The organism is Octadecabacter sp. R77987 (assembly GCF_042466115.1).
Classification (GTDB): Bacteria; Pseudomonadota; Alphaproteobacteria; order Rhodobacterales; family Rhodobacteraceae; genus SW4.
The window spans coordinates 2,031,619-2,052,164 of the sequence record NZ_JAXHBQ010000001.1; the positions used below are offsets into that span (position 1 = coordinate 2,031,619).

Annotated in this window: 24 protein-coding genes; 8 read left to right on the forward strand and 16 right to left on the reverse strand. The window is 59.2% G+C overall.

Annotated elements, in window-relative coordinates; genetic code table 11:
* The first annotated feature begins 11 nt into the window (after window positions 1–11).
* The gene (gene ubiG, locus SJY21_RS10275) at window positions 12–755 is read left to right on the forward strand and encodes a bifunctional 2-polyprenyl-6-hydroxyphenol methylase/3-demethylubiquinol 3-O-methyltransferase UbiG (RefSeq protein WP_377509920.1); all 744 of its coding nucleotides are present in this window, start codon (window positions 12–14) and stop codon (window positions 753–755) included.
* Here the strand turns inward: ubiG and SJY21_RS10280 are convergent.
* Genes SJY21_RS10280 through SJY21_RS10295 form a run of 4 tightly spaced genes read right to left on the reverse strand, consistent with a single transcriptional unit; the run spans window position 752 to window position 3,034 of the window.
* Complete coding sequence (locus SJY21_RS10280) at window positions 752–1,195, reverse strand: MarR family winged helix-turn-helix transcriptional regulator (RefSeq protein WP_377509922.1); 444 nt, start codon at window positions 1,193–1,195, stop codon at window positions 752–754. The genes ubiG and SJY21_RS10280 overlap by 4 nt on opposite strands.
* Window positions 1,188–2,024 (reverse strand): carbon-nitrogen hydrolase family protein, encoded by an 837-nt coding sequence (locus SJY21_RS10285; RefSeq protein ID WP_377509925.1) that lies wholly within the window; start codon window positions 2,022–2,024, stop codon window positions 1,188–1,190. The genes SJY21_RS10280 and SJY21_RS10285 overlap by 8 nt, the downstream gene beginning before the upstream one ends.
* Window positions 2,021–2,278: a glutaredoxin 3 gene (gene grxC / locus SJY21_RS10290; protein ID WP_377509928.1), complete on the reverse strand. Its 258-nt coding sequence runs from the start codon at window positions 2,276–2,278 to the stop codon at window positions 2,021–2,023. Before grxC ends, SJY21_RS10285 begins: the two co-directional genes overlap by 4 nt.
* 33 nt (window positions 2,279–2,311) lie before the next feature.
* Entirely contained in the window at window positions 2,312–3,034 is a 723-nt protein-coding gene (locus SJY21_RS10295) for a ComF family protein (protein WP_377509931.1), read from the reverse strand.
* Between the two features lie 22 nt (window positions 3,035–3,056).
* Between SJY21_RS10295 and SJY21_RS10300 the strand changes: the two genes are divergently transcribed.
* Window positions 3,057–3,887, forward strand: coding sequence for a methyltransferase domain-containing protein (locus SJY21_RS10300; protein WP_377509934.1), 831 nt, complete (start codon window positions 3,057–3,059; stop codon window positions 3,885–3,887).
* A 52-nt stretch (window positions 3,888–3,939) separates the two neighbouring features.
* Window positions 3,940–4,989, forward strand: a complete 1,050-nt coding sequence (gene hemH / locus SJY21_RS10305) for a ferrochelatase (protein ID WP_377509937.1) — start codon at window positions 3,940–3,942, stop codon at window positions 4,987–4,989.
* Between the two features lie 72 nt (window positions 4,990–5,061).
* On the opposite strand, the gene SJY21_RS10310 is transcribed toward hemH, so the two are convergent.
* Together SJY21_RS10310 and SJY21_RS10315 are read right to left on the reverse strand one after the other, a co-directional pair.
* Window positions 5,062–5,250, reverse strand: coding sequence for a hypothetical protein (locus tag SJY21_RS10310; RefSeq protein WP_377509940.1), 189 nt, complete (start codon window positions 5,248–5,250; stop codon window positions 5,062–5,064).
* Between the two features lie 150 nt (window positions 5,251–5,400).
* Entirely contained in the window at window positions 5,401–5,994 is a 594-nt protein-coding gene (locus SJY21_RS10315; RefSeq protein WP_377509944.1) for a L,D-transpeptidase, read from the reverse strand.
* A 167-nt stretch (window positions 5,995–6,161) separates the two neighbouring features.
* On the opposite strand from SJY21_RS10315, the gene SJY21_RS10320 reads away from it, so the two are divergent.
* Complete coding sequence (locus tag SJY21_RS10320) at window positions 6,162–6,674, forward strand: CAP domain-containing protein (protein ID WP_377509947.1); 513 nt, start codon at window positions 6,162–6,164, stop codon at window positions 6,672–6,674.
* Window positions 6,675–6,683: 9 nt separating this feature from the next.
* Here SJY21_RS10320 and SJY21_RS10325 read toward each other — a convergent pair whose 3' ends face one another.
* The 7 genes from SJY21_RS10325 to SJY21_RS10355 form a co-directional block, all read right to left on the reverse strand.
* Window positions 6,684–7,175 (reverse strand): murein L,D-transpeptidase family protein, encoded by a 492-nt coding sequence (locus SJY21_RS10325; protein WP_377509950.1) that lies wholly within the window; start codon window positions 7,173–7,175, stop codon window positions 6,684–6,686.
* A 92-nt stretch (window positions 7,176–7,267) separates the two neighbouring features.
* Entirely contained in the window at window positions 7,268–8,464 is a 1,197-nt protein-coding gene (locus SJY21_RS10330; protein WP_377509953.1) for a class I SAM-dependent RNA methyltransferase, read from the reverse strand.
* Window positions 8,465–8,466: 2 nt separating this feature from the next.
* The gene (locus SJY21_RS10335) at window positions 8,467–10,284 is read right to left on the reverse strand and encodes an ABC transporter ATP-binding protein (RefSeq protein WP_377513210.1); all 1,818 of its coding nucleotides are present in this window, start codon (window positions 10,282–10,284) and stop codon (window positions 8,467–8,469) included.
* Window positions 10,285–10,310: 26 nt separating this feature from the next.
* A complete protein-coding gene (locus tag SJY21_RS10340) occupies window positions 10,311–12,158 on the reverse strand; it encodes an ABC transporter ATP-binding protein (RefSeq protein ID WP_377509956.1) in 1,848 nt (615 codons plus the stop codon).
* 71 nt (window positions 12,159–12,229) lie between these two features.
* The gene (locus SJY21_RS10345; RefSeq protein ID WP_377509959.1) at window positions 12,230–13,378 is read right to left on the reverse strand and encodes a CCA tRNA nucleotidyltransferase; all 1,149 of its coding nucleotides are present in this window, start codon (window positions 13,376–13,378) and stop codon (window positions 12,230–12,232) included.
* Entirely contained in the window at window positions 13,375–13,974 is a 600-nt protein-coding gene (locus tag SJY21_RS10350; RefSeq protein ID WP_377513212.1) for a CoA pyrophosphatase, read from the reverse strand. The genes SJY21_RS10345 and SJY21_RS10350 overlap by 4 nt, the downstream gene beginning before the upstream one ends.
* Complete coding sequence (locus SJY21_RS10355; RefSeq protein WP_377509962.1) at window positions 13,964–14,965, reverse strand: Hsp33 family molecular chaperone HslO; 1,002 nt, start codon at window positions 14,963–14,965, stop codon at window positions 13,964–13,966. Before SJY21_RS10355 ends, SJY21_RS10350 begins: the two co-directional genes overlap by 11 nt.
* Window positions 14,966–15,037: 72 nt before the next feature.
* On the opposite strand from SJY21_RS10355, the gene SJY21_RS10360 reads away from it, so the two are divergent.
* The 3 genes from SJY21_RS10360 to SJY21_RS10370 are packed head-to-tail and all read left to right on the forward strand — an operon-like array spanning window position 15,038 to window position 17,226.
* Window positions 15,038–15,496, forward strand: a complete 459-nt coding sequence (locus SJY21_RS10360; RefSeq protein ID WP_377509965.1) for an NUDIX domain-containing protein — start codon at window positions 15,038–15,040, stop codon at window positions 15,494–15,496.
* 51 nt (window positions 15,497–15,547) lie between these two features.
* On the forward strand, window positions 15,548–16,768 hold the full coding sequence (locus SJY21_RS10365) for an argininosuccinate synthase (RefSeq protein WP_377509968.1): 1,221 nt from the start codon (window positions 15,548–15,550) through the stop codon (window positions 16,766–16,768).
* Window positions 16,765–17,226, forward strand: coding sequence for a GNAT family N-acetyltransferase (locus SJY21_RS10370; protein WP_377509971.1), 462 nt, complete (start codon window positions 16,765–16,767; stop codon window positions 17,224–17,226). The genes SJY21_RS10365 and SJY21_RS10370 overlap by 4 nt, the downstream gene beginning before the upstream one ends.
* Window positions 17,227–17,232: 6 nt before the next feature.
* Here SJY21_RS10370 and SJY21_RS10375 read toward each other — a convergent pair whose 3' ends face one another.
* A complete protein-coding gene (locus tag SJY21_RS10375; RefSeq protein ID WP_377509974.1) occupies window positions 17,233–17,931 on the reverse strand; it encodes an HAD family hydrolase in 699 nt (232 codons plus the stop codon).
* A 43-nt stretch (window positions 17,932–17,974) separates the two neighbouring features.
* Window positions 17,975–18,886 carry a D-amino acid aminotransferase gene (locus tag SJY21_RS10380; protein ID WP_377509977.1) on the reverse strand — a complete coding sequence of 304 codons (912 nt, stop codon included), beginning with the start codon at window positions 18,884–18,886 and terminating at the stop codon, window positions 17,975–17,977.
* 134 nt (window positions 18,887–19,020) lie between these two features.
* Here SJY21_RS10380 and msrA point away from each other — a divergent pair, with 134 nt between their 5' ends.
* On the forward strand, window positions 19,021–19,683 hold the full coding sequence (gene msrA / locus SJY21_RS10385; RefSeq protein ID WP_377509980.1) for a peptide-methionine (S)-S-oxide reductase MsrA: 663 nt from the start codon (window positions 19,021–19,023) through the stop codon (window positions 19,681–19,683).
* Here msrA and SJY21_RS10390 read toward each other — a convergent pair.
* Complete coding sequence (locus SJY21_RS10390) at window positions 19,680–20,546, reverse strand: ribokinase (RefSeq protein WP_377509983.1); 867 nt, start codon at window positions 20,544–20,546, stop codon at window positions 19,680–19,682. The genes msrA and SJY21_RS10390 overlap by 4 nt on opposite strands.

Here is a 20,546-nt window from a genome sequence, read left to right on the forward strand (position 1 = left end):
GGAAAAAAGCAATGCAAGCTGCGCGCAATACCGTTGATCCTGCCGAAGTCGCCAAATTCGAGGCGATGGCCGCCGAATGGTGGGACCTTGAGGGCAAGTTCAAGCCGCTGCATATGCTCAACCCGACGCGCCTGGACTATATCACGCGCCAGATCGCCGCTAAGTTCGGGCGTGACCTGACCGCAGATCAACCTTTTGCGGGCCTGCGAATCCTCGATATCGGCTGTGGCGGCGGGCTGTTGTGTGAACCGATGGCACGGCTTGGGGCCACGGTTGTTGGTGCTGATGCCGCCGCGCGCAACATCCCCGTCGCGCAGGTGCATGCCGAACAGTCAGGCCTGACGATCGACTATCGTCACACCACGGCCGAAGCGATGGCTGAAAACGGCAAACAATTCGACGTGGTGTTGAACATGGAAGTGGTCGAACATGTGGCTGACCCGCTGGCCTATCTGACCGCCTGCCATGACCTTTTGAAATCCGGCGGGTTGCACATCTGCTCGACGCTGAACCGCAACCCGAAAAGTTTCGCGATGGCGATTGTCGGGGCTGAATGGGTCATGCGCTGGCTGCCCAAGGGCACGCATGAATGGAGCAAATTCATCACACCCGATGAATTGTTCGGTTTGCTACGTCAGGCTGGCCTGAAACCTGTTGATCGCAAGGGGTTTCAGTTCAATCCGCTGGCATGGACATGGCGAATTTCAGATCGGGATTTGTCGGTGAACTATGTCACGGCAAGCCTGCGGCCCTAACCTTCGTCGGCAAGCCGGATCCGCATTTCACGCAGGATCGGCAAAACCGCGCGCACCCTTTCGCCGCCAACCTTGCTCACGACATCGGCAATCAGCGGCGTTATCGCGGCCAGCCCCGCATCGCGCGCCGCCAGACCCGAAGGGCTGATCGACACCATCTTGCGCCGCGCATCTTCCCAATCAGGGCGGATATGCACCCAACCGGCCCACTCAAGCTTGCCCAGCGTATTGGTCATCGCCCCGCGCGTCAGGTGAAACGTGCGCGCAAGCTGCGCTGGACTGCGCTCGCTTTGGGTATGGGCAAGGTGGTTCAAGACCGAAAAATGCGACAGCTCCATTCCCTTGGGAAGGGCCTTGGCCACGCGGTTACGCGCCAACTGGTCAACGGTCAGAATTTCGCTGAAAAGCGATACCGCAAGGCTGTCGGTTACATCATTCATCCGGACCGCTAAAACTCGCATCATGTCTCAGCGCGGGAATGCGCTGCCGTGCTTGTGCCACTTCTGCGAGGTCAAGATCAACGATTGTGATTCCGGTTTCCGTGCCTGCATCGGCCAAAACTGCGCCCCATGGCGACACCGCAAGGCTGTGGCCGTGCGTTGAACGGCTTTTCCCCGATGTGGCGGCATGGGTTCCGGTTTGGGCCGCAGCCAAGACAAAACAGCCCGTTTCAATGGCGCGCGCGCGCAACAGCGGTTCCCAATGGGCCGCGCCGGTAACTGGCGAGAATGCAGCGGGGATCAGCAAAATGTCTGCCCCCGCTTGGGCCAGCGTGCGGTGCAATTGGGGAAAGCGCAGATCATAGCAAATCGTCAGCCCGACTTTTCCAAAAGGGGTATCTGCCAGAACGGCGCAATCGCCTGCCCGAAATCCCGCCGACTCGCGGTATGTTTCTTCGGTGCTCACTTGCACATCAAACATGTGGATCTTGTCATAACGCGCAACGATGTCGCCAACAGGCGAAATCAGGAACGACCGGTTCGCAAACCGCCCATCAGGATCATCAGTGCGCAACGCCAGTGACCCGATGGAAACCCAGACACCCAAGTTGCGTGCCGCGTTACGCAAGGCGAAAAGTGACGGATCGTCCCGCTCCTGTCGCAAAACAGCACGTTGGTGCGCACGGTCCAGCGACACACAATTCGTGACTTCAGGGGTCAGGATAAACTGTGCGCCCGCAGCGGCGGCATCGCGCATCATCCCCGTCACCAGCGCGGTGTTCCGGTCCGGATCGTCCGAGGAACAAATCTGAAGAAGGGCGACCTTCACGCGGCCAAAAGCGGGTCAAGCTTGCCGGACCGTTCCAGTGCGTGCAATTCATCGCTGCCACCGACATGTTCATCCCCGATGAAGATTTGCGGCACGGTGCGACCACCATTGGCGCGCTGAATCATCTCGGCCTTGCGGTCGGGGTTTGCCATCACGTCCACCTCGACAAAGGCGACGCCCTTGCCGTTCAGCAGACGTTTGGCCGCGTGACAGTAGCCGCAAAACGGCGAGGTGTAGATTTCGACTTGTTTCATGTGCAAGGGCCTTTCGTGCAGCGTTGCCCCTATTTAGGCATCCTTTACCACGCGGGCTAGGGCCAACACATCAATTTGACGCGCCCCTGCGGTGCGGCAGGCCTCGGTCGCGGCGGCAAAGGTGGCACCGCTGGTCATGACATCATCGATCAATAGGACGTGCTTGCCTTTCAATGCCGCCCCGCGTTTGGGGTGCGGAGCAATGGCATTTTGCAGCGCCGCAAACCGCTGGTCGCGGCTGTGACCTTCAAGCGGACGGGTGCGCGCGCTGCGGACAAGGTCATCGGGCAAAACGGTGCGGCCCGTCGCATGGCCCAGCGCCTTGGCCAGTTCTGCCGCTTGATTGTATTTGCGCTGCAACAGGCGTGTCCAATGCAACGGCACAGGCACGATCACGGTCGCATCGCTGATCAGATCACGCGCCGTTTGCGCCATCCAGACGCCCGCCGGGCGCGCCAGATCGGTCCGGTCCCCGTGTTTCAGTGACAGCACCAGCCGCCGCCCGGTTTCACGATACACCAGCGTTGCGCGGCCCCGGTCCCAAGGGCGCGCTGTGGCGATACAATCGTCGCACACCTCGCGTTCGCCCGTATCCTCCCCGATCAGGGGCGTGCCGCAACAATCACATACCAGCCCACCTATAAACGCGGTGTCGCGCCAGCAATCACCACACAGCGCGAAGTCTGTTTCGGTTAGCGCGTCACAAATCAGGCACTGTGGCGGATAGACCAGCCGGATCGCGCTTTGCATTGGCATTCAATTCTCCTACATCGGGGTCATGCAAGATGCCCCGCTTCTGTTTGACCGCCCCGCGCTGCGCCTGCGCCGTGCCCGCGCGGCCCGTGACCCCGCCCTTTTCATTCAAGAGGCCGTGGCCGACGAGGTTCAGGAAGAACTCATTGAGGTTAACAGAACGTTTACAGCACCTGCCGTTGTAACCGGCTGGCCCACGGTTTGGGCTAACCGCCTGCCCGATGCTACTGTCGTAGCCGATGACGAAACCCTTGCGCTGGAAGTGGGCGCGCATGATCTGGTCATTCACCACTTTGCTTTGCATTGGGCGAACGATCCGGTTGGCCAGTTGGTGCAGGCACGCCGTGCGCTGCGCCCCGACGGGCTGTTGATTGCAACGCTGTTTGGCGGACAAACGCTGCAGGAGTTGCGCAGCGCCTTGGCCGAAGCCGAGTCGCGTATCCAAGGCGGGCTATCGCCGCGTGTCGCGCCGATGGGCGAAATCCGCGATCTGGGCGGGTTGCTGCAGCGCGCCGGATTCGCCATGCCCGTGGCCGATGGTGGCGCGTTCAACGTCAGCTACACCAGCGCATTGCACCTGATGCGCGACCTGCGCGGAATGGGTGAAACCAACGTCATGACGGCCCGACAACGCAGGGCAACGCGCGCGGATGTGCTGCGTCTTGCAGCGCAAATCTATCACGACAGTTTCGCTGACAGTGATGGCCGCATCCCTGCAACCTTTGAGGTCGTCACCTTGACCGGTTGGGCACCTGATGACAGCCAGCCCAAACCCCTGCGCCCCGGTTCGGCAACCCATCGGCTTGCAGATGTTCTTGGAACTGACGAAAGCAAACTGGACCCGACACAGGATTGACCTGCGCGCTGATCCGGTTACTTCACTACAAACCGCAACGAAAGACACGCTGATGACCGCCACCTGCCCTGCCCATGCACCTGCCGACCACCCGAAGATTCCTTCTGAAAAGGTTGGGGTGCTTGTCGCCAACCTTGGGACGCCGGACGCTACGGACTATTGGTCGATGCGGCGCTATTTGGGTGAGTTTCTGTCCGACAAGCGCGTGATTGATTATTCCGCATGGCTTTGGCAGCCGTTGTTGCAGCTTGTGATCCTGTCAAAGCGGCCCTTTACCAGCGGTGCCGCTTATAAGTCCATCTGGAACGAGGCGGCAAATGAAAGCCCGCTGATGACGATCACAAAGGCACAGACAGCGGCCTTGAAAACGGAAATGGCACAGCGCTATGGCGATGATGTGATGGTCGATTTCTGCATGCGCTATGGCAATCCGTCGACGGAATCCAAGGTGCGCGCGATGGTCGATGCAGGTTGCACCAAGATCCTGTTTTTCCCGCTTTATCCACAATATGCCGGGGCGACATCAGCAACCGCGAATGATCAGTTCTTTCGCGCGCTCATGAAGGAAAAGTGGCAGCCGATTGCCCGTGTCGTGCCGCCGTATTTTGACGATCCTGCCTATATTGATGCCTTGGCGCAATCGGTCGAAAAGGCCTACGCGAGCGCGGACAAGAAACCTGATATACTGGTGTGTTCCTATCACGGCGTGCCGGAACGCTATCTGCGCGAGGGCGATCCCTATCATTGCCAATGCCAGAAAACGACGCGCCTGCTGAAGGAACGGCTGGGCTGGGACGACGCCCTGATCAAAACAACGTTCCAGTCAAAGTTCGGTCCCGAAGAATGGCTCAAGCCCTATACTGTGGAAGAAGTCGCGCGACTGGCCGAATCAGGCAAGAAAAACATCGCCGTTTGCGCGCCCGCCTTTTCAGCCGACTGCATCGAGACGCTGGAAGAAATCAACGAAGAGATCAAAGAAAGCTTTGAGCATGCAGGCGGTGAACACTTCACCTATATTCCCTGCCTCAACGACGACCCGGCGCATATCGCGGCGCTATCGGGCGTTATTGCGCAAAACCTACGTGGCTGGTTGGACGAATAAGCATCGCAAATAGGAAAAGGCCACAAGCATCAGCTTGTGGCCTTTTCTTTAGATCAAACTGATCCGCTTCTATTAGGAAGCAGCAGCTGCAATCAGAGCAACCAAGATCAGTGGAACGATCAGGCCGGCACCGGAAGAAGAACCAGCGGTCTCTTCCATGATTACGACTGGTTCCATTTCCATGACCGGTTCGGACATGCCGCCAGCGAAGGCGGTCGAAGCTGCGGCAGTGAATGCGGCGGCGAGAACGATTTTTTTCATTTCACAATCTCCAGTATTGGCCCGCTCCCTAAAACAAATGAGGACGGCAGCAGGCACCCAAGTCTTACCTCGTAAACAGTCTTAACCAGCAATCAAGCGAAATTGCAAAGGCTTGCGTGGGTTTCGCCACAAAAATGGCCAAAAATGTCGTCAAATAAGCAACACTTGCGTCCCGACGGTCGTCATCGCGAAAAGTTCGGAGATATGCTCATTGTAAAGACCGATGCAACCATTGGACGAACGCCGCCCGATCTTGCGCGTGTCGTGGGTGCCGTGGATGCGGTAATAGGTCCACGACAGATAAAGCGCGTGGGTGCCCAGCGGGTTATCAGGACCGGGGCCAACAAAATCAGGCCATTCGGGATTGCGTTCGCGCATTGACGGGGTCGGGCGCCAGCTTGGCCCTTCAACCTTCTGAATGACTTCAGTGCGGCCTCGACGGGTCAAATCTTCGGTCAGCGGCACGCTTGTGGGATAAAGCTTGTAGACGCTTTGATCCTGATTCCAGAAGTGCAGCGCGCGGGATTCCGTATCCACAAGGATCGCACCATTCGCAAGCGTGTCAAAATAGGGGCGCCAGTCCAATGACCGGAAGCTCGAAATATTTCGGCGAAGGGTCTGCGAAATATCGCCTTCAAGCTCGGTCGAGTTTGCATTTTGCGCCATCGCGGATGTGCCGACAGCCGCAGCCGTGCCAGCCAAAAAGCCGCGCCGCGTCAGCGCATTGAAGCTTTTGTTGCCCATGTGTTGATCTCCAACTGGTCAGAACGCCGTTCAAGCCACACGTTTATTGCCTGATTGTGGCTTTCGCAATTCAAACCCGCTCACTTTGGCGTCAATGCGCCGATGTGGGTTTGAACTGCAACGCTGTTGGGGCTATTGGAGGCGTTGACGAGATAAAAGGTGACAAAATGTTGCGTCTTTCGATTGCCCTAAGTGCCTTCATTGCATTGGTTTCTGCCTGTGCGCCAGCCCCGGTAACGCCACTTGGCCCCGACGGGCTACCATTGCCCCAACTTTACAGGATCAGCGAAGCAGACGCCGCCGATGTCCAGTTTCGCATGCTTGATGGCGTAAACGCGCTGCGACAGGCAGCTGGCGTGCCCACGCTAACGATGGATGCGCGCCTGAATGCAGCTGCGGCAACCCATTCGCGCGACATGTCGGTGCAGAACCGCCCTTGGCACTTTGGCTCGGACGGGTCATCGCCCTTGGATCGTGCAAATCGCGTTGGCTACACAGGGCAAATTCGCGGCGAGAACATCTCGGAAACCTACGAGACCGAAACCGAAACCCTTGCCGCCTGGATGCAGCTTCAGAACACGCGCAGCGTTATTCTGGACGGTGCTGCAACCAAAATGGGCTTTTCCTGGCATCAGGAAAGCAACGGCAAGATCTGGTATACGCTGGTGCTTGGAACCTGATATCGCACCCTAAGGATAGATAAAGATCGGCGTGCCATCGCGCACCATCGCATAGATGTCCTCCATCTCGCGGTCGCTCACGGCGATACAGCCAGCAGTCCAGTCAGCATCACGGCGTTTCGCGCGCGGCGTGCCGTGAATAAAGATGTCGCCGCCCGGTGGACGGCCCAGGGCAGCCGCGGCAGCGCGATCCTGATTGTTGGGATAGGAAATACCGATGGACAGATAAAACGCACTGTTGGGATTTCGGCGATCAATCATATATGCGCCTTCGGGCGTGCGCCCGTCGCCCTCGTATTGCTTGTGACCAACCGGCGCGAAACCCAGTTCGAACCCGAAATCGCGCAATACTTCGTTTTCATGCATCAAATACAAACGGCGGCGTTCCTTATAGACCACGACACTGGTCACAGCCGGTCCGTTATATGTCCGGAATTTGTTGGCACAGGCCCCAAGACCCAGCACCGCACCGCCAACAATCAAAGTTCGCCTGTCTATCATGTCTCACTTGCCCAATATCTGGTCTTTGCCATTTGCAACGCTCTTACACCAGAAATCACCAGCCGCCTAGAAATGCTTGCACCGCACTCACCTCACGACCGCGTGAACGAGGCTGCAATCTCGACGTGCGGCGACCAGCGGAACTGATCGACGACATCGACCCAAACAATAGCAAAGCCCGCATCAACCAGGGTTTTGGCATCGCGCGCAAAGGTGACGGGATTGCACGAAATCATCGCGATACGCTTGATGCCTGACTGCGCCAGCGTCGCGATCTGGGCTTGCGCGCCCGCGCGCGGCGGGTCAATCACGGCGGCATCAAAATGGCGAAGTTCATCGGGTTCAAGCGGGCGGCGGAACAAATCGCGCGCTTGTGTTGTGACTTGTTTTAGTCCCTGCGCCTTGCGCCACCCCTGATCAAGAGCGGCCAGCATGGGCGCACTGCTTTCCACTGCCGTCACCACCGCCGTTTCAGCGAGCGGCAAAGCGAATGTGCCGCAGCCGGAAAACAAGTCAACGACCCGGTCTGCGCCTTTGGTCGCTTCCAACGCAGCGGTGCGCAGCTGCGCTTCGCCCTCGCGGGTTGCTTGCAAGAACGCGCCGGCAGGCGGCGTCACATCGGCTCGCCCGAACTGCTGCGTCGGCGCGTTGATTGTCACCACGGGCTCGTCGCCCCATGCAAGGCGGGCAAACCCGTGGCGCTGGGCAAACTCGGCCAGTGTGATCCGCAAAGGGCCATCCAGCGGCTTGTCGGATTCCACCCAGACATCAAGACCAGCCCTGCTATCGGTCACGGTCAGCGCGATCTCGGCCTTGCGCGAGGCGCATAGAACGGTCAGCTCCTCAAGCGCGGGGATCGCAGCACGCAGGCCGGGCAAAAGCAGCTGGCAATCCGGCACGGCAATCACCGCATCGGACGCGCGCGTGTGAAAGCCGACAAGCGCGCCATTCTTGGTGCGCTTGCCTGCAAATTTTGCCCGGCGGCGCGACTGCGGCGGCGAAGTATGGACCGCACGAATTTCCACGTCGATACTATGCGCGGCCAAGGCACGGGTCACGATCCCTGCTTTCCAGCGTTCCACAAACGGATCGGCTGCATGCTGCATCGCGCAGCCACCACAGGTTTTGAAATGCCGGCATGGCGCAGAAACGCGATCGGCGGATGGCGTCAGGATTTGCGCGCTGCCGTCATCACGCAGCCCGATCTCTTCACCGGGAAGGGTGCGCGGAACAAATTGGCCATCGGCCGTACGGCCAAGGCCCTCTTGGGTCAGTGATTCAATCAACATGTCTATTCCGCTGCGTCCCTTGTGCGGATAAACCCGCCTGATTGCCTGTTCCAATACCGCGCATATAGCCCGCCCAGCGCTAGCAATTCGTCATGCGTGCCTTGTTCGGCAATGCTCCCGTTGTCCAGCACAATGATGCGATCCATCCGCGCAATCGTCGAAAGGCGGTGGGCAATCGCCACGACGGTCTTGCCCTCCATCACGGTTTCCAGCGCAGACTGAATGCTTGCCTCGACTTCGCTGTCCAACGCGCTGGTCGCTTCATCAAGCACAAGGATCGGCGCGTCTTTCAGTATGGCGCGGGCCAGTGCGATCCGCTGGCGTTGCCCACCCGACAGTTTCACGCCACGTTCGCCAAGATAGGCGTCATAGCCCATGCGGCCTTTGTGATCTTTCAGCTCGAGAATGAAATCATGTGCCTCGGCCCTTTTTGCAGCGTCCACGACATCGTCAAGCCTGGCGTCAGGGCGGCCATAAAGGATGTTGTCACGGGCCGACCTGTTGAACATCGCCGTTTCCTGCGTGACCATCCCGATCTGTTGGCGCAGGCTGTTTTGCGTCACTGCGCGCAGGTCCTGTCCGTCAATCCTGACGGCCCCGCTTTCGGTATCATAAAGACGCAGCAGCAACGCCACGAGGGTCGACTTGCCCGCCCCCGACGCACCAACAATCCCGAGCTTTTCGCCCGCGCCGATCCGCAAGTGAACATCCCTGATCCCGCCTGTTTCCTCGCCATAGGCAAAGGTAACGTGATCAAACGCAATCTCGCCGTGCGGCACCCTGAGTGTGGTTGCATCGCCGTCATCCACAAGGTCGTGCGGTGGTGTCAGGGTGCGAATACCGTCTTCGACCTCGCCGATGTTGGAATAGATCGCCATCAGCGTGAAGCTGACCCAGCCTGTCATCTGGCTGATCCTGATCGCCACGGCACCAGCGGCAGCGATATCGCCCGCCGTCGATATTCCCATCCGCCACAGCAACAGCGCCCCGATGATCAAGATCACCGGCAAGACACCGGCCACAGTCATCAGCGCAAACCGGAACCCTGTGGACAAATGTCCGAACGACAGCGCCCTGCCCCGCAGCTGCGCCATCGCGTCCAACGCTGAACGATCCTCGTGATCAATGTGGCCGAACAGCTTTACGGTCTTGATGTTCGTGACCGTATCCACAACCTGCCCTGTCACCATCGCCCGCGCAGATGCACGCGCTGCCGAGCGAACGCGAATCCGCGGCATGAACCAACGGATCATTGCAAAGTATAGCCCCAGCCAGAGGATCAGCGCCAAGGCAATCCGCCAATCCATCGCCAACAACAGAAAGACCGACCCGACCAGCGAAGCGAGCGCAAAAAACACAACGTTGATGATTTCCGCTGTGACTTCGGTCACGGCGCGGGCCGTCTGCATCTGTTTCTGCGCGATACGTCCCGCAAAATCGTTGTCAAAGAACGAGACCGAATGGCCAAGGCTCCAGCGGTGCAGGCGACTTTGGACCAACGGATAGATATTGGGCGGCACGACAATCCCGTTGAAGGCCGCACTTGCACCAAAGACAAGCGGGCGCAGGATCACAAAGAACCCTGCAAACGCCAGCAGCAGCACCGCGTTGTCGGCAAAATAGCCCTGCGCGCCGGCATCTGTCGCGCTGTCGATCACAAGGCCCAACAGATACGCGGTGACCACCTCAAGCGTGCCAGCCAGTGCCGACACAAACGCCGCAACACCTAGCGCAGGCCAGGCCCCCGCCAGACACCAGCGAAAGAACGCGGCCAGTTCACGCGGCGGCGGCCCGTCAGCGGGGCGAAACCCGTCGATCATCCCGCCCAGCCAGTGCAACAACCGTGTCACTGCGCCGCCTCGATATCCGCGCCGATAAATCCACCTGATTGCCGCTCCCAGAAGCCCGCATAAAGCCCGCCTTTGGCCAGCAGGCTGTCGTGGGTGCCATCCTCGACGATCTTGCCGTCATCCATGACGATGATCCGGTCCATCCGGGCAATCGTCGACAGGCGGTGCGCAATCGCGATGACGGTCTTGCCTTCCATCATCCCGTAAAGCGTCGACTGGATCGCCGCCTCGACCTCGCTGTCAAGCGCGCTTGTTGCTTCGTCCAGCAGTAGGATCGGCGCGTCTTTAAGGATCACGCGGGCCAGTGCGATCCGCTGCCGCTGCCCACCCGACAGCTTGACACCGCGCTCGCCCACTTTTGCGCTGTATCCCTTGCGGCCCTCGCCATCTTCAAGATCAAGGATAAAGTCGTGCGCTTCGGCCTTCTTGGCGGCAATTGTCATCTCGTCCTCGGACGCATGCGGCGCGCCATAAAGGATGTTGTCGCGCACCGACCTGTGCAGCAACGCACTGTCCTGCTGAACCATGCCAATCGCGCTGCGCAGGCTGTCTTGGGTCACCTTGGCGATGTCCTGACCATCAACCAGAATGCGGCCGCCTTCGGCTTCATAGAACCGTAAAAGAAGCTTGACGAGGGTCGATTTCCCAGCGCCCGAGCGACCAATCAGGCCAACCTTTTGGCCTGCCCCGATCGTCAGTGAAATCGACTGCAGCCCGCCGCTGTCCTTGCCGTAATGATGGCGAAGGCCGTCAATCGTGATCTCGCCCTTGGACACGGTCAGATCTTGCGCATCGGGGTGATCAATCAAGGTGATCGGCTGGGCGATCGTCTCCATGCCCTCCTGAATGATGCCAAGGTTCTGGAACAGGTTCGTCACGGCCCACATGATCCAGCCAGTCATCGCATTCAATCGCAGCGTCAAAGCGGCGGCGGCAGCAATGATCCCCACCGTTGCCGACCCGACAGACCACAGCCAGATTGCCCAGCCGACAACCGCAACGATCAGAAACCCGTTCAGCATTACCAGCGCAAGGTCCATGATCGTGTAAAGGCGCATTTCGCGCTGCAAGGTGCGGCGCGTGTTTTCGATCGCATCGCGCGCGTATTCGACCTCGCTGTCATGATGCGCAAACATCTTGACCGAATGGATGTTGGTGTAACTGTCGACCACGCGCCCGGTCACTTCCGAGCGCGCATCGCTTGATGCCTTGGCAGCGGGGGCAACGCGCCGCACCGTCCAGCGCATCAACAGCATATAAAGGCCAAACCAGACCAGAAGCGGCAACATCAACCGCGGATCCGCATCAGCCAGCAACACTGCCGCGCCCACCAGATAAGCAAGGGCAAACGTAACCGCATCAAAGGTTTGAAATGCCACTTCCCCGGCGGCAGGCGGGGTTTGCATGATCCGGTTGGCGATACGTCCGGCAAAATCATCTTCGAACCAGCCCACGGATTGGCGCAAAACATGGCGATGTGCGCGCCAACGGACGATTGTGCCGAAGTTCGGGATGATGCTGTTATTCAGCAGGCCCACATCCAACATCTGGAATACCGGCCGCAGTAACAGAATAAATAGCGCGACCAGGAACAGCTCGAAGCCGTGCAATGCCCAGACAGCCCCCGGTTCAGCCTGACCCATCAAGTCAACCAAGCGACCCATATAAAAGATCAACCAAACCTCGACAGCGGCAACGACAACCGACATGATTCCCGCAGCCCAAAACACCCGCTTGAACGGGCGCGCATAGCCCATCAGGAACGGCCAGAGGCGCGTTGGGGGCGTGTCGATTTCCTCGTAGGGTTCATAAGGATCGACGAGTTGTTCAAAAAAACGAAACACGGTTGGCTGGCCTTTGTCAGGGTTATCCTTGGGATATAGCCCCAATCACGCCTAAGCAAAACCCGCGACTGCTAGCGCAGCAACTCTGCGCGGGTGAGGGTGAATCCAGACGCGATCCAACGCTGTTCAGCGTTGCCAAGCGCCTTGCCCAAAGCCGGACCACTCAGGTCGAGCATGAAATCAGACGCGGCAAGCGGAAACGACTGGTTCGCCCCAAACACGGCCTTTTCAGCAAGCTTAGTGTCGAATTCCTGCCCCGCCATTGCCGCCCGCAGTGCAAGGATATCAACGGCGCGATCCGCGAACCGATAACCAAGTTCCTGCGCCGCCATGCCGTTACCAAGGCCTTCGCGAAGCTGCGAAAGGTGGGTCATTTCACGCTTCGTGAGGCGCAAAAGGTCGCCAGGATCCTCGCCGCCCAACGCTGCAAGGCGGCGTATCGGATCAGGGGCAAGCCCCGCCTGCCCTTCGACATGCATCAGAACGGCCAGCAACAAGGCATTTGATCCAGGCAAGATGCGCATCAGAACACCCGCGGCCGCCATCGCAGCGACAGATGGCGCGGGATCGGGCGCAGACAGTAGCTTGCGCATCTCGTGCCCGACCCGTTCGCGGGAAAGCTGGTCCAACCCGTCCGTATTGGCCGCGCAGGCAGCCAACCCATCGGCATCCAGCCCGTTTTCGGGATCGCCATACCAGGCATGGAACCGGAAAAAGCGCAGGATACGCAGATAGTCTTCGCGGATGCGCGCATCGGGGTCATCAATGAACCGCACGCGCCGCGCATGAAGATCATCCAGGCCACCCAGCGGATCGGCGACATTGCCATCAGGATCGACATAAAGCGCGTTCATCGTGAAATCGCGCCGCCGTGCATCATCAGTCATGTTACCAGCAAAGGCGACGACGGCACGGCGCCCGTCCGTATCGATATCCTTGCGGAAAGTCGTTACTTCAAATGGGACGTTTTCGGCAAGAATAGTGACTGTTCCGTGGTCAATCCCTGTCGGAATAGCCCGCAATCCCCGGGCCTTGGCCAGTTGCATGACAACCTCCGGCGGGGCATCGGTGGAAAGGTCGAGATCAGCAACAAGTTCACCCAGCAAGGTGTTGCGCACACAGCCGCCGACGAACCACGCCTGATATCCCGCATCCGTCAACACCGCGCAAACGCGGCGCGCTGGGACACTGCCAAGCCATTCAGGCGAAATGCGGGTCATACTGCCATCCGATCTGCGAGCGCGCGAAGCATGCGCGCTGTCGCACCCCAAACATAATAGGGACCATAGGGAACAGTGAAGTAGTAGCGCCGCTGCCCCTGCCAGATACGCGATTCGACATGGAAGTTCGCGATATCAAGAAGATGGGACAGGGGAACTTGAAACACTTCGCTGACTTCGCCCGCTTCGGCGCGTGGCTCGAACGGCTGGCGAATCAACCCGACGATCGGCGTGACGTGGAAACCGGTGACGGTTTCATGGCATGGCAATTCACCAAGGATTTCGACGTTGGCGCGCGGCAGGCCAATTTCTTCTTCGGTTTCGCGCAGCGCCGCATCAAGCAGGGTTGGATCGCCCGGGTCCTGCTTGCCCCCCGGAAAAGCGATTTGCCCCGGATGATGGCGCAAGCGCGGCGAGCGTTTGGTCAGAATCACCTGCGGGTGATCCCTAACCACAATGATCGGAACCAGGACGGCCGCCGGACGAAGAACCCTGTCAGGTGGCAGTTTGAGTTCAGGATTGAGATCGAAATCAGACGTGGCGGCCCCGTCCCTGGACAGGGCTGCCAAAAGGGTCTGCCTCAGATCAGGACGCATCATTGGGCGGGTCTGTCGCCTCGAAACCCAGGGTCTGCGGCTCGAATTCGTAGTGCGCGCCGCAAAACTGGCAATCGGCGGTAACGATTCCCTCGTCGGTCGTCATATGCGCGATATCCTTGGCCGAATAGATCGACAGGCTTTGGCGCACTTTTTCATCGGAACAGGAACACCCGAACTGAACGGGCTGCGGGTCAAACACACGCGGGCCTTCTTCGTGGAAAAGACGCACCAACAGTTCGGTGGGTTGCACCGTAGGCCCGATCAGTTCCAGCGCATCGACAGTATCAAGCAGCAGGTTGGCACGCGACCAGTTTTCACCCTCGTCCGCGTCAAGAATATCCGCCGCATCCAGCAAGCCTTGATCGCCGGACGCGCCATCAGTCGCAACAAACGGGGATGCCTTGGGCATGTGCTGCAGCATTACACCACCCGCGCGCCAGCTTTCGTTCTGGCCCGCCATCCGCGAGCGACCAAACGTCAGGGAAAACCGTGTCGGGAGCTGTTCGGATTGCGCGAAATAGGTCTCAGCACAGGTCGCAAGTGACCCGCCAGCGATTGGCGTGATCCCTTGATAGGGCGTCATGTCGGCGCCCTGATCAATCAACACTGCAAAATAACCCTTGCCGATCTGGCTGAACGGATCGGCGTTGTGATCCAGCCGTTCCGCATCATAGCTTGCATAGGCGCGGATCTGCGCCGGTTCGCCATCGGCTTTGGGTGCGTAGTAATCCGTGGCGATGATGCGCGCCGCACCCTCACCGCGCACCTGTAGCGACAGCTTCCAACGCAGCTTGATCGACTGACCGATCAGCGCCGTCAACAATGACATTTCCGCAACCAAAGCCTCGATCGACGCGGGATAATTGTGCTGGCTCAGCACTTGGTCCAGAACGCCATCAAGGCGCGCAACGCGCCCACGGATATCCGAGGCATCAAGCTGAAATGGCAGGACAGTATCGTCCCAGGCGATTTGAGAGCCGAGGGTCATGGGGTTTCCTTAGACGTCGGGGGTTGGCATACCGCGTCCATATAGGTGCGGCAAGCAAAGGTCCAAGGGGTTATGATCAGACGATACGGCGAAGCCGTGGTATCAAAGCAACGCTATGTCCATCGCGCCGGCGCCTATGCGGTGCTGCCACGCAACGGCAAGCTGCTGGTGACACTGCAAACCCATCCCCGCGTCGAGGTGCAACTGCCCGGCGGTGGCATTGATCCCGGTGAAAGCACTGTGCGCGCTTTGCACCGCGAAGTATTCGAGGAAACCGGCTGGCACATTGCGGCCCCGCGCCGTTTGGGCGCGTTCCGCCGCTTTGTCTATATGCCCGAATATGACATGTGGGCGGAAAAGCTGTGCCACATCTACATGGCCCGACCTGTGCGCCCGCATGGCCCCCCGTCCGAGGATGGACATACCGCGATGTGGCTCTCGCCCAGCGAGGCCTACCACGAACTTGGCAATGCGGGTGATGCCGATTTCGTCGCCCGGCTGTTTGGCCTCATCTCGCCTCGCTTGCCCTGACCCCGATAACCCGATATTGCCGCGCGCAACACGCAAGATGGAGACTGGCCCATGTCCGCACCCAAGAAAGTTGTCCTCGCCTATTCGGGCGGTCTGGATACCTCGATCATCCTGAAATGGTTGCAGACGGAATATGGCTGCGAGGTCGTGACATTTACCGCCGATCTGGGGCAGGGCGAAGAACTGGAACCCGCCCGCAAAAAGGCCGAGATGATGGGCGCGGCGTCGATCCACATCGAAGATCTGCGCGAGGAGTTCGTGCGCGATTTCGTCTTTCCGATGTTCCGTGCGAACGCGTTGTATGAGGGCCTGTATCTGCTTGGCACCTCTATCGCCCGCCCGCTGATTTCTAAGCGTCTGGTTGAAATTGCCGAGGCCGAGGGCGCCGATGCGGTTGCCCATGGCGCGACCGGCAAGGGCAACGATCAGGTTCGGTTTGAGTTGGCCTGCTACGCACTGAACCCCGACATCAAAGTGATTGCGCCATGGCGCGAATGGGATCTGTCCAGCCGCACCAAACTGATTGATTTCGCCGAGAAGAACCAGATCCCGATTGCCAAGGACAAACGCGGCGAAGCGCCGTTCAGCGTGGATGCAAACCTGCTGCACACATCATCCGAAGGCAAGGTTCTGGAAGACCCCGCCGAGGTTGCGCCCGATTACGTTTACCAGCGCACAGTTGCGCCCGAAGACGCACCAAACACGCCTGAATTTATCGAAGTAGGGTTTGAGCGCGGCGATGCCGTGTCAATCAACGGCACAGCGATGTCGCCTGCGACGATCCTGACCAAGCTGAACGAACTAGGCGGCAAGCACGGCATTGGCCGGCTGGATTTTGTCGAGAACCGCTTTGTCGGAATGAAATCGCGCGGCATCTATGAAACGCCCGGCGGCACGGTCCTGCTTGAGGCGCATCGCGGGATTGAACAGATCACGCTGGACAGCGGCGCGGGGCACCTGAAGGACAGCCTGATGCCGCGTTACGCCGAACTGATTTACAACGGCTTCTGGTTCTCGCCCGAACGCTTGATGTTGCAAGCCGCGATCGACAAATCGCAGGAGCACGTGACCGGGACCGTGCGGTTGAAACTGTATAAGGGCGCCGCCACCTGCGTTGCCCGCTGGTCGGATCATTCGCTGTATTCCGAAGCACACGTGACGTTTGAAGACGACGCCGGTGCCTACGATCAAAAGGACGCGGCAGGGTTTATCCAGTTGAACGCGCTGCGCCTGAAACTGCTTGCGGCACGTGATCGTCGGCTAAAAAAATGACGTTGCAGCGGCGGGAAATCGTTTGGGATCACCTGCGCCCGCTGTTCGACCTGAAGGTCGCGGTCGGGCAGGAGGGCCAAGTCGCCCCGAACGAAATCACGCTCGCACAGCAGCCCTACGATCCGGCGTCCTATGTTTGGGGCCTGTGGGACGGCGAAACGCTGGTAGGCCTGTTGGGCATGATCCATCCGCTTGAAAGCGACGAGATGGAAGACGGTGATGACTACGGCGCGGCCTATATCTGGCGGCTGATGATCGGTGCCGATCATCAGGGCAAAGGATACGGACGCAAAGCCATCGCGCTGGCGGGTGAGGTCGCAACCGAATGGGGCTTGCCGCGCATCTGCCTCACGTTCGTCGACAAGGCCGGAGGCGCTGAAGGTTTTTATCTGAAATGTGGTTTTCAGCGCACCGGTCGCATTGACGACGGAGAGCTTGAGATGGTCAGGGATGTCTGACCAAGATCAGATCGCCTGCGTCTGCATTTTTTCGTAGAACGGCAGCGCCGCGCTCACCAGCTTTGCATCATGCCCTGACAGGACCGGCAATGGCCCTTCCGCTCCGGCGAATCCTGTGCTGCGGTGCACGGCCCCATACCAGTGGCGTGCCCAGATGCCATCGGATTTGTGGCCGCCCGCGGGCCAGGTCAGCATCGCGGGATCAAAGGGCAAGTCGATGATTGCACATAGTTTTTTCAGCATTCCGGCGGGATCGTCGCGGATATCGTGGCTGTCGATGACCACGCCACCAACCTTGTCGAACACTTCGACCTGTTGGCGGAAACCGATGTCGTCCAGCGTTACTTCATCGCGTTTCGCACCATAGCTGGCAACCACGCGGGCGGGGTGGCGGATCAGGTGGATATTGATGCAATCCTTGGCCCAGTCCATCGGGAAACCCTCCAGCATGTGCAGACCCATATGCTTCATGTAGAAGTTGGGTTTTTCGTCAGGAATCGATCCTGAACACATGGCCGCGATCATGTCGGGATCACCTTCGTGGGCGGCGATAATTTCATCCCGCATGGGGTGATCGGCACCGGAATGACGCAGGTAGGCGGCATAAAACGGTTCGTCCCAGACCGCGAAATCGGGGCGGTTGCCAAAGGCATACATCATTGCTGTAGAGAGGTTGCGTGGCCCCGACCACATGGCGATTTTCATGATATGGAATCCGTATGGAAAACGTATGGAAAACGTGTGGACGTCATCTGGCGATCTGCGCGGCGATCAAGCCTTTGTAAAGGTCGCGCAAACGCTGGGTCATCGGCCCCATGTCGCCACTGCCGATCTGGCGGCCATCAATTTCGCTGACCGGGGTCTGTGCGCCGAACGTGCCTGTCAAGAACGCCTCGTCGGCGCCATAGGTATCGACGAGGGAAAAGTTGCGTTCAAACACCGGAATGTCGTTGGCGCGACACAGGTCGATCACCTTTTGACGGGTAATCCCGTTCATGCAGTAATCGCCGGTGCTGGTCCAAACCGCGCCCTTGCGCACGATGAAAAAATTACAGGCGTTGGTGGTGTTCACGAAGCCATTGATATCCAGCATCAGCGCCTCGTCCGCGCCGGCCTTTTCGGCGGCGATGCAGGCAAGGATGCAGTTCAGCTTGGAGTGGCTGTTGAGTTTGGGATCCTGGGTCATGGGCAAACCGCGCAAATGCGGCACAGTCGCCAGACGGATCGGGCGGGGCAGTTTGGGGCGCGAATGTTCCATGATAATCACGAAAGTCGGACCAAAACGGGACAAGGACGGGTGCTGGAACGGCAACACCTTGACCCCGCGTGTGATCATCAGGCGTGCGTGGACATCCGTGGTCATGCCGTTGGCTTTTTGTGTTTCTATCAAGGCCGAAATCACGCCTTCGCGGTCCATTCCGATATCCAGATCAATCGCCTTGGCGGCCTCGAACAGGCGGTCGATGTGTTCGTCCAGAAACGCCCATGTGCCATCATAAAGGCGCAAGCCCTCCCAGACGCCATCGCCCAGCATAAAGCCGCTGTCATAAACGCTGACCGTAGCCTGATCCCGCGCCTTTAGCTGGCCATCAACGTAGATCAGGATGTTCTGGTTGCGCTGATCGTCTTCGGCCTGATGGGTTGTGACGTTGTCTGGCATGATTCCTCCGGCTTTTCGGGCAGGCTAGGGCGGGGCGGCAAATGTTCCAATGGGTAAAACGCCCGTGAGCTCACGCTGCGGTGAGTTGAAGCGATCTGCCCCTTGGCGCAGGGTGGCACAAAGAGGAGATCGCCATGACCCGCCGTTCGCGCAATATCAAAACCGCCGTCCTTTCGCTTGCGATTGTGTTGGGCTTTGCCCTTCATTCATCGCCCGCAGCGGCGCGCGATGTTCAGACGACCGTGCTGGCTGGCGGATGTTTCTGGTGCATCGAGGCAGACTTCGAAAAGGTGAGCGGTGTGATTTCAGTCGTATCCGGATTTTCCGGCGGCACCACCGTAAACCCGACCTATCGCGACGTGACGCGCGGCGGCACAGGCCATTACGAAGTTGTCGAAATTACCTATGACGCTGACCGCGTGTCTTATGGCCAATTGCTGCACAGCTTTCTGCGCTCGGTTGATCCAACGGACGCCGGTGGGCAATTCTGTGATCGGGGTGACAGCTATCGCACGGCCATCTTCGTCTCTAATCAGGCCGAACAGCAGGCTGCACAGGCAGCAATTGCCCAAGCCCAGCGCGATCTTGGGCAGCGGATTGTGACGCCAATCTTGGCCACTGCGCCCTTCTATGCTGCCGATGCGAGCCATCAGGATTATTATCGCGGAACAGGTCGCGTTGTGACACGTGGCGGAATCAAGACCCAAGCCGACGCTTACAAATTCTATCGTGAAGGCTGTGGCCGTGATGCCCGCGTTCGCCAGCTTTGGGGAAGCGCCGCGCCCTTTGCCAACTAGGGCTGAAACGCCTGAACTTCGGACAGGTCGGGAATAACGTCAGCCGTGCCATGGCGCGTGACCATCAGCGCGCCAGCCTTCGCGGCAAGCGCAAGTGCCTGCTCCATCGGTAGCCCGCGATCAAGACCGGCAAGAACGTAACCGGTAAACGTGTCGCCCGCACCCGTCGTATCAACGGGCGTCACCGGAATGGCGGGAACGACAACTTCGCCCTTGGCCCCGAACCATTTTGCACCGTCCGCACCAAGTGTAACAATCACATCGGCAACACCCAGGTCTTGGGGCGCCGTGCCCGTCGCGGCGCGCAACTGTTCTGCCTCGACCTCGTTCAAGATCAGAAAATCGAGGTGTTCAAGGACGCGCTGCACAGCTGTCGCGGAAAACGGCGCGGCGGCATAGGCGACTTTGAGACCCATTTTCCGACCGATCTGCGCCGCGACTTTTTGCAGGTTGGTTTCATTCTGGAACACAAGCCAGTCACCGGTTTCGGCCTCGCTGAGTGCGCCTTCAAGCGTTGCGAGCGGGATTTCGTGGTTCGCGGAAGGATGCAAGACGATCGCATTTTCACCGTGCTGGTCAACCATGATGATGGCCTGCGCCGTGTCATGATCGACCTCGGTGATGTGGCGGATGTCGACACCGTATTCCAACAGGCGCTCCACCGTCCAACGCCCGTCTGCACCAACCGCACCGATATGGTTCACGCGGGCGGCGGCACGTGCGGCGGCAACCGACATATTCGCGCCCTTGCCGCCCAGAAATATCTTGCGCCCCGTCGAGGCAAGCGTTTCACCCGGGGCCGGAATATGCGGGACCGCATAAACCATATCGACGTTGATCGACCCGAGGTTCCAGATTGCCAT